Annotated in this window: 11 protein-coding genes; 6 read left to right on the top strand and 5 right to left on the bottom strand. The window is 68.8% G+C overall.

Going from position 1 to position 12062, the window contains the following annotated elements; all coding sequences use genetic code 11:
- The first annotated feature begins 58 nt into the window (after positions 1-58).
- Positions 59-835, top strand: coding sequence for a sigma 54 modulation/S30EA ribosomal C-terminal domain-containing protein (locus tag ACWPXK_RS27080; protein ID WP_454198990.1), 777 nt, complete (start codon positions 59-61; stop codon positions 833-835).
- 4 nt (positions 836-839) lie between these two features.
- Here ACWPXK_RS27080 and ACWPXK_RS27075 read toward each other — a convergent pair whose 3' ends face one another.
- On the bottom strand, positions 840-2396 hold the full coding sequence (locus ACWPXK_RS27075) for a GAF domain-containing protein (RefSeq protein WP_454198989.1): 1557 nt from the start codon (positions 2394-2396) through the stop codon (positions 840-842).
- Between the two features lie 598 nt (positions 2397-2994).
- On the opposite strand from ACWPXK_RS27075, the gene uvrA reads away from it, so the two are divergent.
- Entirely contained in the window at positions 2995-5964 is a 2970-nt protein-coding gene (gene uvrA / locus ACWPXK_RS27070) for an excinuclease ABC subunit UvrA (RefSeq protein WP_454198988.1), read from the top strand.
- A gap of 103 nt (positions 5965-6067) precedes the next feature.
- Here the strand turns inward: uvrA and ACWPXK_RS27065 are convergent, their stop codons facing one another.
- The 3 genes from ACWPXK_RS27065 to ACWPXK_RS27055 all read right to left on the bottom strand — a co-directional run bounded on the left by ACWPXK_RS27065 (position 6068) and on the right by ACWPXK_RS27055 (position 7788).
- Entirely contained in the window at positions 6068-6778 is a 711-nt protein-coding gene (locus ACWPXK_RS27065; protein ID WP_454198987.1) for an alpha/beta fold hydrolase, read from the bottom strand.
- Positions 6779-6913: 135 nt separating this feature from the next.
- Complete coding sequence (locus ACWPXK_RS27060) at positions 6914-7255, bottom strand: DUF1844 domain-containing protein (RefSeq protein ID WP_364327179.1); 342 nt, start codon at positions 7253-7255, stop codon at positions 6914-6916.
- 5 nt (positions 7256-7260) lie between these two features.
- Positions 7261-7788 (bottom strand): DinB family protein, encoded by a 528-nt coding sequence (locus ACWPXK_RS27055; RefSeq protein ID WP_454198986.1) that lies wholly within the window; start codon positions 7786-7788, stop codon positions 7261-7263.
- Positions 7789-8135: 347 nt separating this feature from the next.
- On the opposite strand from ACWPXK_RS27055, the gene infC reads away from it, so the two are divergent.
- The 4 genes from infC (at position 8136) to ACWPXK_RS27035 (ending at position 10727) form a co-directional block, all read left to right on the top strand.
- A complete protein-coding gene (gene infC, locus ACWPXK_RS27050; protein WP_083889279.1) occupies positions 8136-8801 on the top strand; it encodes a translation initiation factor IF-3 in 666 nt (221 codons plus the stop codon).
- Positions 8802-8858: 57 nt separating this feature from the next.
- Complete coding sequence (gene rpmI, locus ACWPXK_RS27045) at positions 8859-9053, top strand: 50S ribosomal protein L35 (RefSeq protein WP_040777415.1); 195 nt, start codon at positions 8859-8861, stop codon at positions 9051-9053.
- A gap of 108 nt (positions 9054-9161) precedes the next feature.
- Positions 9162-9542: a 50S ribosomal protein L20 gene (gene rplT, locus ACWPXK_RS27040; protein ID WP_040777418.1), complete on the top strand. Its 381-nt coding sequence runs from the start codon at positions 9162-9164 to the stop codon at positions 9540-9542.
- A 381-nt stretch (positions 9543-9923) separates the two neighbouring features.
- On the top strand, positions 9924-10727 hold the full coding sequence (locus ACWPXK_RS27035) for a TrmH family RNA methyltransferase (protein ID WP_454198985.1): 804 nt from the start codon (positions 9924-9926) through the stop codon (positions 10725-10727).
- Between the two features lie 695 nt (positions 10728-11422).
- Here ACWPXK_RS27035 and ACWPXK_RS27030 read toward each other — a convergent pair.
- The gene (locus ACWPXK_RS27030; RefSeq protein ID WP_454198984.1) at positions 11423-11977 is read right to left on the bottom strand and encodes a TetR/AcrR family transcriptional regulator; all 555 of its coding nucleotides are present in this window, start codon (positions 11975-11977) and stop codon (positions 11423-11425) included.
- Between the last annotated feature and the right edge of the window lie 85 nt (positions 11978-12062).

Genomic DNA, 12062 nt, shown 5'->3' with positions numbered 1-12062 from the left:
CCTTTGCGGTGATGCCATAGGGGTGGACTGGATCGATCCGGAAAGTGGGGCGTGACAGATGGTTTCCTCGGGGCGGCGATTCACGTCGGAACACTGGGCGACGGCGGCGGAGCTGGAAGTGGCGGTGACCACCCGAGGACCCGTGCCGGCCATGGACGTGACCCGGACGGTGCGGGCGATCGGCCGCGTCCTGCGCAGACATCACCTCGACGCGGCCGCCCGGGCGCGCCTCACCGCGCCCTCCGACCCGGAAGACCCGACGGTGGTGCAGGCCAATATCTCCGGCCGGGACATCACCACGCGGGTTCAGGTCGCCGGGCCGCGCGGCTTCGCGGGCACGTTCGCCGCCGAACGCCTCGATCGCCAGCTGGCCCGGATGGCCGCGCACGAGTCCCGGATCTGGCCCGACCCGGCCCGCCCCGCGCTGGCCCGGGTCGGCGAACCTCGGGAGATCGTCCGCAGGAAACACTGCGCCTTGCTGACCTGCACGCCCGCCGAAGCGATCGCCGTGCTGGACGCGATGGACTACGACGCTCACCTGTTCACCGACGTCGAGACCGGCGAAGACGCCGTGGTGCACTGGGCGGCCGAAGGTGTGCGTCTCATCCGGCAGCGCGCGACGTACCCGCCGGTCTGGTCGCCGGAGGTGATCGCGGGCTCCGTCCCGATCGTCGTCGACGCGGAACCGGCCCCGCGCCTCGATCCCGGCGATGCGGCGAACGTGCTCTGCCGCAAGGGATTGCCGTTCCTGTTCTACACCGACCCGGACAGCGGCCGCGGAGGGCTGCTGTACCGGCGTTACGACGACGACCTCGCGCTCGTCGTTCCCGCCTGACGCGCTAGGCGAGCGGCGCGGACCAGTGGACCCTGGTGCCGCCGTTCGCGGCGCGTTCCACGGTGCAGTGGCCGTCCGACAGATGCGCGCGGTGCGCGAGATTGGCCAGGCCGCTGCGCGTGACGTCTGCGGGCATGCCCGTGCCGTTGTCCTCGACGAGGACGGTCAGTTCGTCACCGACGGCGATCTCGACGAACAGCCGGTTCCCGCCGGAGTGACGCACCGCGTTGCTGACCGATTCGCGCACCACGGCTTCCGCGTGATCGGCGAGTGCGTCACCCACCACCGACAACGGTCCGGAGAACCGCACGCTCGTCCGGAAGGCGGCGTCCGCGGTCTGCTGCCGAATCGCGTCCTCGAGCCGCCGCCGCAAGGGGTCGCCGCCGTGCAGGTCGAAGATCGACGTGCGGATTTCCTGCACCACCTCCTGCAATCCGTCCATCTCGGCCGAAAGTCGTTGCCGCACTTCGGGATCGTCGGTGCGGGCCGCGGTGGCCCGCAGCCCGAGACCGACCGCGAACAGCCGCTGGATGACGTGGTCGTGCAGATCGCGCGCGATGCGGTCGCGGTCGGCGAGTACGTCCAGCTCGCGCATCCTGCGCTGGGTCTCGGCCAACTGCATGGCCAGCGCCGCCTGGTCGGTGAAGGCCGCGGTCAGTTCGATCAGGTCGTCGGTGTAAGTACCGCAGGCGGGTGGACGCGCGAGGATCAGCACGCCGAGCACGAGGTCGGCCGTCCGCAGCGGCAGGATCACCGCGGGCCCCGCCGGCCCGATCGGTGCGCCCAGATCGACGGACCCGGCGTCGGTCACCTGCACCACCGCGCGTTCGCAGAGCGCCTTGCCGGTGGCGGTGTCGGCGATGCGCACCCGCCGCGGCCCAGGGCCGGGACCGAACCACTGCGCCACGAGGAGCTCGGTGGCCTCCTCGGGCGGCGTCCCTGGCGCCACCACGGCGAGCAGCGCCTGCTGCGAGCCGGTCAGCGCACGGGCACGGGCGACCACCTGCGCGAGGACCAGATCCGGCGTGGTGCCCGCGAGGAACTCGGTCGCGATGTCGCGGGTCGCCGTGATCCATGCCTGCCTGGTCCGCGCGGATTCGTACAGCCTTGCGTTCTCGATCGCGATGCCCGCCGCGGCGGCCAGTGCCAGCACGATCGACTCGTCGTCGTCGGTGAACGATTGCCCGCCTGCCTTTTCCGTGAGGTACAGGTTGCCGAAGATCTCCTCGCCGATCCGCACCGGGACGCCGAGAAAGCTCTGCATCGGCGGATGACGCGGCGGAAATCCCACCGCCGCGGGATGTTTCGACAGATCCGCCAGCCGGATCGGTTCCGGTTGCGCGAACAGCAGTCCCAGCACGCCGTGTCCCTCGGGCAGCCGGCCGATCCGCGCCCGGCTCGCGTCGTCGATGCCCTCGTGGATGAATTCGACCAGTTGCAGGTCGTGTCCGCGCACGCCCAACGCGCCGTAGCGTGCGTCGACCAGGCGCGCGGCGGTCCGCACGATGACGCGCAAGGTGCCGAGCACCGTGGCCGGGAGGCTGGGAGTGACGTCCGTCATAGAGGTTTCCGGAGGCCGGTGGAGTCCGCAGAGCTCGCTCAGTCTAGTCGGCTGTCCGCGCGCTCGCCTTGCAGTCGCGTCAGCTGTATCACCATGCGACGTCCGTATGCCGGCGTCCGCAGTCGACCGCCGGACAGTTCCGCGCCGAGATCGGCCGGTGCGTCTGCCACGCGCTGGGCCCGGTCGCATCGGTGTGCTCGATGACTTGCTGTCTGCACGTATAACCGCTGGTCCCTGCCCCGAGTCGGGTCGAGTACGGCTCGACCGCCACGGCGCCGTCATCCGCCATAGCCTGCGTCGTGCAGCGCACGCGTCACCGGTCGCACGGCTTGCCCGGAAGTCCGCACGGCCCGTCCTGCGGCATCGCATAGCCACCCGCTGGAATGACAGTCCGCGTCGTGCTGTTGACCAGTGGTGCCGGGAGGGCGATGCTACGGAGGCGTCCTGGCCCGTTTCCCGGCTCCATCCGTACTGTCCGGCCGCAGGGTTCCGCCATTCATCGAGGTGACGGGCGGTCGGGGAAACTTGTCGGTGCCCATGCCTAGCATGGCGGCCGGGGGATGTCCGGACGTCGAACACGAAGGAGAAGGGACGGCCTGTGGCGGAACGCCTCACTGTGCGCGGAGCTCGGGAGCACAACCTGAAGGGGGTCGATCTCGACCTGCCCCGCGACAGTCTCATCGTGTTCACCGGTCTGTCCGGCTCGGGCAAGTCGAGTTTGGCCTTCGACACGATCTTCGCGGAGGGGCAGCGGCGCTACGTCGAGTCGCTATCGGCCTACGCGCGCCAGTTCCTCGGCCAGATGGACAAGCCCGACGTCGACTTCATCGAGGGACTCTCGCCCGCGGTGTCGATCGACCAGAAGTCGACCAACCGCAACCCCCGGTCGACCGTGGGCACCATCACCGAGGTGTACGACTACCTGCGCCTGCTCTACGCGCGCGCGGGCACCCCGCACTGCCCGGTGTGCGGCGAGCTGATCGCCAAGCAGACGCCACAGCAGATCGTCGACCAGGTGCTCGCCATGGAGCAGGGCATCCGCTTCCAGGTGCTCGCCCCGGTGGTGCGCACCCGCAAGGGCGAGTTCGTCGACCTGTTCGACCAGCTGAACACGCAGGGCTACTCCCGCGTGCGGGTGGACGGCGTGGTGTATCCGCTCACCGATCCACCGAAGCTGAAGAAGCAGGAGAAGCACGACGTCGAGGTCGTCGTCGATCGGCTCGCGGTCAAGCCGAACTCCAAGCAGCGCCTCACCGACTCGATCGAGACCGCGTTGCGGCTCGCCGACGGCATCGTCGTGCTCGATTTCGTCGACCGCGACGAGCACGCGCACGACCGGGAGCGCCGTTTCTCCGAGCGCCTGGCCTGCCCGAACGGTCACCCGCTCGACATCGAGGACCTGGAGCCGCGCTCGTTCTCGTTCAATTCGCCCTACGGCGCCTGCCCGGACTGCACCGGCCTCGGCATCCGCAAGGAGGTCGACCCGGATCTGGTGGTGCCCGACCCGGCGCTGAGCCTGAACGAGGGCGCGATCGCCCCGTGGTCGCGCGGGCAGACCGCCGAGTACTTCACCAGGCTGCTGTCCGGCCTCGCCGATTCCATCGGTTTCTCGATGGACACGCCATGGCAGGACCTCCCGCCGAAGGCGCGTAAAGCGGTGCTGGAGGGCAGCGCCGACCAGGTGCACGTGTCCTACACCAACCGCTACGGCCGCAAACGCTCGTACTACGCGGATTTCGAGGGCGTGATGCCGTTCTTACAGCGGCGCATGGAGAACACCGAGTCCGAGCAGATGAAAGAGCACTACGACGGGTACATGCGCGACATCCCATGCCCGGTGTGCAACGGCGCCCGGCTGCGCCCAGAGATCCTCGCGGTCACCATCGCCGCGAACGGCGAGAAGAAATCCATCGCCGACGTCAGCGACCTGTCCATCGGCGAATGCTCCCGGTTCTTGAACTCGCTGACGCTGGGGGAGCGCGAGACCGCCATCGCCGGGCAGGTGCTCAAGGAGGTACAGGCGCGACTGGGTTTCCTGCTCGATGTCGGCTTGGAGTACCTGTCGCTCTCGCGCGCGGCCGCCACCCTCTCCGGTGGCGAGGCGCAGCGGATCCGGCTCGCCACCCAGATCGGCTCCGGCCTGGTCGGCGTGCTCTACGTGCTCGACGAGCCATCCATCGGCCTGCACCAGCGGGACAACCGCAGGCTCATCGAAACCCTCACGCGCCTGCGCAATCTGGGCAACACGCTGATCGTCGTCGAGCACGACGAGGACACCATCCGCGCCTCGGACTGGGTGGTCGACATCGGCCCGTACGCCGGCGAGCACGGCGGCACGGTGGTGCACAGCGGCCCGTACGAGGAATTGCTCACCGATCCGAACTCGCTCACCGGTGCGTACCTTTCCGGCCGGGAGCGCATCGAGGTTCCGCTGGTACGCCGACCGGTCAGCAAGAAGCGGCAGCTCACCGTGGTCGGGGCGAGCGAGCACAATCTCCAAGGCATGGATGTCAGCTTCCCGCTCGGCGTGCTCACCGCGGTGACCGGCGTATCCGGATCGGGCAAGTCGACGCTGGTGAACGACATCCTGGCGACGGTGCTGGCGAACCGGCTCAACGGCGCGCGGCAGGTGCCGGGCCGGCACACCCGGGTCAACGGGCTCGACCACCTGGACAAGCTGGTGCAGGTGGACCAGTCGCCGATCGGCCGCACGCCGCGGTCGAACCCGGCCACCTACACGGGCGTCTTCGACAAGATCCGCACGCTGTTCGCGGCCACCACCGAGGCGAAGGTCCGCGGTTACCAGCCGGGCCGGTTCTCGTTCAACGTCAAGGGCGGCCGCTGTGAGGCCTGCTCCGGCGACGGCACGCTGAAGATCGAGATGAACTTCCTGCCGGACGTGTACGTCCCGTGCGAGGTCTGCCATGGCGCCCGCTACAACCGGGAAACCCTCGAGGTGCACTACAAGGGCAAGACCATCGCCGAGGTGCTGGACATGTCCATCGAGGAGGCCGCGGCGTTCTTCGAACCGGTCACCTCGATCTACCGCTATCTCAAGACCCTGGTGGACGTCGGGCTCGGCTACGTGCGTCTCGGCCAGAGCGCGCCGACCCTGTCCGGCGGCGAGGCGCAGCGCGTGAAGCTGGCCGCCGAACTGCAGAAGCGGTCCACCGGACGCACGGTGTACATCCTCGACGAGCCGACCACCGGCCTGCACTTCGAGGACATCCGCAAGCTGCTCGCCGTGATCAACGGGCTGGTGGACAAGGGCAACACGGTGATCGTCATCGAACACAACCTGGACGTCATCAAGACCTCCGACTGGGTGATCGATATGGGTCCGGAGGGCGGATCCGGCGGCGGCACCGTGGTGGCCCAGGGCACGCCGGAAGATGTCGCGGCCGTCGCCGGCAGCTACACCGGCCAGTTTCTCCGGGAGGTGCTGGCCCAGCCGCCCGCGCCGCAGGCCGCGAAGAAGGCTCCGGCGAAGAAGTCGGCGCGGGGAGCCGAATCCACCGCTGCCAAGGCGACCAAGCGGGTGACGAAGAAGGCGGCGGCGGTCGGCTGACCTGTCGTGGGCGCGGCGGGGTCCGGGTTCGATCGGGCCGCGCCGCATTTCGTTGTCGGTGCGTAAGCCGGGCGGCCGTTGAAGGTGCCGCCCGTCGACGATGTCAGCGGTTCGCGATCGTGTCGATGAGCTCGGCGAGCTCTTTCGGCTTGGACCACATCGGCCAGTGGCCGGTCGGCAGGTCGACGTATTCGGCATCAATGCGGCCCAGCTCGGCGAAGATCGCCGCTTCGCCGTTGTCCCGCAGCTTCTTGACCAGTTCGGCGGTCATGCTGCTGCAGATCACGGTGGTGGGGACGGCCAGACGCGCGGGCGAATCGCTCAAGCGCAGCGGTGCCGCGGCGACGGACACGGGCTCGGGCACGGCACGCTCGCGGAAGCGAGCCAAGGCGGCCTCGTCCAGCCCGGCCAGGCTGCTGCCCTCGGCCTCCAGCTCGGACCATTCCGGCAGGGTCCATTCGCGTGCGGCGATGTCCAGTGCGGAGTTGATGACGAAACCGCTCGGTAGCGGCGCGCTGTCGACGTAGATCGCGCGGCGGAACAGCTCGGGCGCGCGGTCGATGGCCAGATACGCGGGCGCCGCGCCGCCGGAATGCGCGACCAGCACGACGGTTTCACCCGCGGGCACCGCGTCGATGATGGCCTGCGCCTGGGTTTCCAGGGTCGCCGACAACCGGTCGGGATCCGCGGCGTCCAAGCCGGGCAGCGTGAGCGCCGTGACCTCGTTGCCGCGCTGGCGCAAATCGGGGGCGACTTCGTCCCACGCCCATGCACCGAGCCAGAATCCGGGAGCGAGAAGAATCCGAGTAGCCATGGCCTCACTGTGCCTCACCCGCTGGGAATTTTCCTAAACTCCAGTACTTCAGAGTGTGTTTCGTCCTGAATTTCCCGCCTGGCGCCAGGTTGGCGCCTCGCGGCGACCGGGCATCGTGCCCGCCGATGCCAGGTGTCAGTAGACCGGGCCGGTGTATTTCTCGCCCGGACCTTTGCCCGGCTCGTCGGGATGGGCGGACGATTCGCGGAAGGCGCGCTGCAGCGATTGCAGACCCTCGCGGATCGGCCCGGCGTGCGGACCCAGGTACTCCACCGACGCCGTCACCAGTCCGGCCAGCGCGGTGATCACGCGCCGTGCCTCGTCCAGGTCGCGGCGCGGACTGGCGTCCGGATCCTCGTCGGCCAGCCCGAGCTTCTCCGCCGCCGAGCTCATCAGCATCACGGCGGCGCGGCTGATCACCTCGACCGCGGGGATGTCGGCCAGTTCGCGTACGGAGGTGTCGAGCTCGTCAGTCATGCCCTTCAGGCTAGCGACGCCGCCCGCAGCATCCGGAGGTGGCCGATCTCCGCGACGTTCTTCATCAGCTCCGCGTTCACCCAGCCGGCCAGATGCGCGAGGGTCAGTCCGGCGTCGGCGGGCCACGGATAAGCGGTGGGACGATCCAGGTCCGAGTCGGTCAGCCCGTCGAGCACACGCTCCCATTCCGTGCCGAGGTCGCGCAGGCAGGCGATGGCCGCGGGGCCGTCGCCGGGCCAGTGCACGTCCTCCCGCGCGGGTGGCGTCCTCCCCTCGGCGTGGTCGATGGCCGCGCCCCACCACCAGCCGATGTGCCAGGTGAGCCAGCCGATGGTGGGGACCGGAACCGGGTCGGGTTCGGTATCGGCCCAGTCCGGCCGCCACACTCCCTCGGCGTCGGGCCGGACGGTCCAGGTGAGCCCGGAGGGTTCCCAGAGGAAGTCCTCGGGCGTCAGCGCGTCGAGATGGATGCCGGCGAGCGACCAGGTCAGGTCGAATTGCCAGCACAGCAGGTCACGGCGTGGAATGCGCACCCGGGGGAGCGTGGCACGCCGTAGACGGCCGGGCAACCGAATTTCGTCCCGGTTCGCCCCGATTCGGCGATAGCCGAACGGAATGTTAGACTGGCCGCTGACGACCGCCCCGGGGTTTGCCCGGGGCTGATAAGTGGAGCCCGACTCCCACCGCTGCCGACGAGTGATCGTACGGTCAACGGTCCGGTCGCCCGCCCGGCGAGGGCGGGTTCCTCGTGCCGGGGTTCTCGCAGGAGAGCCACACGAGGGTCGATCCGAGTTCGCTCGCGATCGGCGATCGGTCGACCTCGGGCCCCGTGTCGCGGAATACCGCACCGGGGCCTTTGTGTTGAACAGGGGTTGCAGTTATTGCGTGCGGTCGTCTGACGACACCGCTTGACCTAGGAGGCCCCATCAGCACTGAGACCCGCATCAACGATCGCATCCGTGTTCCCGAAGTCCGGCTCATCGGACCCGGCGGCGAGCAGGTTGGGATCGTGCGTGTTGAGGATGCATTACGCGTCGCCCTCGAAGCCGACCTCGATCTCGTCGAGGTGGCGCCCGATGCTCGTCCGCCGGTCTGCAAGATCATGGACTACGGCAAGTTCAAGTACGAGACGGCGCAGAAGGCGCGCGAGTCTCGGAAGAACCAGCAGCAGACGGTGATCAAGGAGCAGAAGCTCCGTCCGAAGATCGACGATCACGACTACGAGACCAAGAAGCGGAACGTCGTTCGCTTCCTCGAGGCCGGGTCCAAGGTCAAGGTGACGATCATGTTCCGCGGCCGTGAGCAGTCCCGGCCCGAACTCGGCTTCCGGCTGCTGCAGCGGCTGGCCTCCGACGTCGCCGACCTCGGTTTCGTGGAAACCTCGGCCAAGCAGGACGGTCGCAACATGACCATGGTCCTCGCCCCGCACAAGGGTGCGAAGACGCGGGTGAAGGCGCAGCAGGAGTCCGCCCAGCGCCCGGCGCCCAGCGCCGCACCGGCCGGTCAGCCCGCCGCGGAGCAGGCCGAGACGGCCGGCCCGCAGTAACACCGATCAGAACACCGGCGGTCCTACGGGGCCGCCGGACGACAGATAGAGGAATCCATGCCGAAGATGAAGAGCCACAGCGGCGCCTCGAAGCGATTCAAGGTGTCCGGTAAAGGCAAGCTGCTTCGCCAGCAGGCGAACCGTCGCCACCTGTTCGAGCACAAGCCCACCCGCCGGACTCGTCGTCTGGACGGCGTGGAGGTCGTCGCCGCCGCCGACGTCCGTCGTGTGAAGAAGCTGCTCGGTATCTGATCGCGCGCCGCGCCGACCAGCCGGCATATCGCGACCGGACCATGTCCGGCGCCATTCCCGACCCATTTCCGGGCGCCGCCCGCGCCCCAGATCGAACAGGACTGACCAGTGGCACGCGTCAAAAGGGCCGTCAACGCGCAGAAGAAGCGCCGTTCCATTCTCGAGGCCTCCAAGGGCTACCGTGGCCAGCGCTCGCGGCTGTACCGCAAGGCCAAGGAGCAGCAGCTGCACTCGCTCGCCTACGCGTACCGGGACCGCCGGGCGCGCAAGGGTGACTTCCGCAAGCTGTGGATCGCCCGGATCAACGCCGCGGCGCGGATCAACGACATCACCTACAACCGCTTCATCCAGGGCCTGAAGGCCGCCGGTGTCGAGGTGGACCGCAAGATTCTCGCCGAGCTCGCGGTGTCGGACGCCGAGGCGTTCGCCGGTCTCGTCGCGGTCGCCAAGGCCGCCCTGCCGCAGGATGTCAACGCCCCGGCGGCCTGATCCGGACGCTGATACACGGCACGGACACGGATAACTGTCGGAACGACCCGTGGAAGCGCTTTAGCGCTATCCGCGGGTCGTTTTGTCGAGTCGACCTCCGGTAGGTCGCTGTGGGCGCTGACTTTAATCGACTGGCGCAATCCGCGGCTCGTTACTCTATCTCGAAGGGCAGGCGGCTATGAGCGCTGATTTTGTGGACTGGCGCCATCCCCGGGTGGTCCCCGTGTCGGCATCGGCAGGTCGCTGTGGAAGCTGAGTTCATCGACTGGCGCAATCCCCGGGTCGTTCTGTTGAGTCAACCTCTGGCGGATCCGCTGGGCCAGTCTTTGACGAGCTCGCACAATCCGCGGGTCGTTCTCATATCACCGTCGGCAGGTTGCTGTGGAAGCTGAATTTATCGACTGGCGTAATCCGCGGGTCGTTTCCGCTGTCAAGCTCCAGCGCAGCGCACAGCGCCGAAAGACAGGCCGATTCCTCGCCGAGGGTGCCAACGCGGTCGCCGCCGCGCTCGAGACGGCACGGGTGCACGAGCTGTTCTACTCGGGGGCGGCCGCCGAACGCGACCACGCGCTGATCGCAGCTGCGGCCGCCACGGGGGTGCGCACCACGCTGGTGAGCGACCGTGCGGCGCAGCATCTCGGCGAGACGGTCACGGCGCCCGGTTTGGTGGCGGTCTGCGATCTGCTCGACGTGCCTTTGGCGCAAATCCTCGACGCCAGCCCGCGGATGCTGGCCGTTCCCGTCGAGATGGCCGAGCCGGGTAACGCGGGGACGCTGGTCCGGGTTGCCGATTCCGTCGGCGCCGACGGCGTGGTGCTGGCGGGCGATACCGTCGACCCGCACAACGGCAAGTGCGTGCGGGCCAGCGCGGGCAGCATCTTCCACGTGCCGATCGCACGGCACCGGGACGTCGCCGAAGCACTGGAGTCGATCGCGGCGGCGGGCATCACGATCCTGGCGACCGCGGCGAACGGCGAAGTAGACCTCGACGACGCCGACGAACTGTTCACCCAACCCGTCGCGTGGTTGTTCGGGAACGAGGCGCACGGCCTCGACCCCGCCGTCGCGCGCCGCGCCGACCACCGCATCCGCATCCCCATTCGCGGCCGCGCCGAGAGCCTGAATCTGGCCACAGCCGCCGCGATCTGCCTCTACGCGAACTCCCGCGTCCGCTACGGTGGCTGATTTGCCGCGCCTGCGGCGCTGTGTTTGTTTGCCAGCGCCTGCGGCGCTGGGTGTTCCCGGGCCCCGTTGGTGCCGCGTCCCGGCGGCCCGCCGCGGGGGACTTGGTCGCGGACGCGTGGCCCGCTGGGACGCGAGCCGGGCCGCGAACGGGCATGCTCGGTCTCGCTTCGCTCGAAACTGGCAGCGGAGCGAATGTGGCTGCGTAAGAAGGCAACTGCGGCTCGTTTGTACGCCGCGGCTGAGCTGCTGTGTGTTGGCGGCCCCCTCTGACGCGAGCCGGGCAGCGGACGGTTGTGCTCGGTGCCGCCTCGTTCGAAAACGTGTCGTGTGCGGGGCGGCGACCGCGGCATCAAGGTGCGCCATCCTATTGGCTGAGGCCGCCGCGACCGGTGATGCGCTGGTCCAGCACCGAATGACCGGCCGGGCGACCCGCATCGCGCTCATCACGGTGAGTAGCGTCGGCTCAGGCCGCCGCGACCGGTGATGCGCCGGTCCGGCACCGAATGTCCGGTCCGGCCGGGACTTTGCCCGCTGGTCAATCGCCGTATTTGCTCAGGTCTTCCATGATCTCCGTCGCCCATGCCGCTGGCACCGCGTCCGGCCGGGCGACCCGCAGCGCTCATCACGGTGAGCAGCGTTGGCTGGGGCCGCCGTGACCGGTGATCCGCCGGTCCGGCCGGGACTTTGCCCGCTGGTCAATCGCCGTATTTGCTCAGGTCTTCCATGATCTCCGTCGCCCATGCCGCCGGCACCGCGTCCGGCCCGGCGACCCGCATCGCGCTCATCACGGTGAGCAGCATGCCGGTGGCGAGAAACCGTCGCGCTTCGGTATCGGGTGCTCCGGTCAGTTCCCGGATCAGCTGGTAGATCGCCCCGAACCGCGCCCTGACCTCGTCGCCGATCTCGCGGTCGGCACTGGCCGCGAATCCGTGCAGCAGCACCTGAAGCAGTTCTCGTTCCGCCAGGAACACCGCATAGCCGTTGCCGAGGGCGCTCAGCGCCTCATCGGGGCTCGCGCCGGACGGCGCCTCCTTGCGTGACATCCGGAAAATTTCCTCGATCCGGTCGCACACGCGGTGCAACGCGGCGCGGAACAGGTGCTGTTTGGTGCCGAAGAGCCGGATCACGTACGGCTGCGAGACGCCTGCGCGCCTGGCGATCTCGTCGGTCCGGGTGGCGGCATAACCGGACTCGGCGAAGGCCGATACGGCCGCGCGCAATACCTGCTCGCCCCGTTCGGTCGCGGTCATTCTGGTCCTGGTCGTTCCCGCCATCGTGCTCCATTTCCGCTGGTTCGTGGCCTGCTCTTGACATGTTATCAGTCAATGCATACCG

Source organism: Nocardia sp. Marseille-Q1738, from assembly GCF_965283145.1.
The sequence above is the reverse complement of the archived record's forward strand: the minus strand, read 5'-3'. Positions and strand labels throughout refer to the sequence as shown.

Bases quoted from the DNA above. Each gene is read 5' to 3' on its own strand.
- ACWPXK_RS27080 (WP_454198990.1), top strand. From the start codon at position 59: ATGGTTTCCTCGGGGCGGCGATTCACGTCGGAACACTGGGCGACGGCG.
- ACWPXK_RS27075 (WP_454198989.1), bottom strand. From the start codon at position 2,396: ATGACGGACGTCACTCCCAGCCTCCCGGCCACGGTGCTCGGCACCTTG.
- ACWPXK_RS27065 (WP_454198987.1), bottom strand. From the start codon at position 6,778: ATGGCTACTCGGATTCTTCTCGCTCCCGGATTCTGGCTCGGTGCATGG.
- ACWPXK_RS27060 (WP_364327179.1), bottom strand. From the start codon at position 7,255: ATGACTGACGAGCTCGACACCTCCGTACGCGAACTGGCCGACATCCCC.
- rpmI (WP_040777415.1), top strand. From the start codon at position 8,859: ATGCCGAAGATGAAGAGCCACAGCGGCGCCTCGAAGCGATTCAAGGTG.
- ACWPXK_RS27030 (WP_454198984.1), bottom strand. From the start codon at position 11,977: ATGACCGCGACCGAACGGGGCGAGCAGGTATTGCGCGCGGCCGTATCG.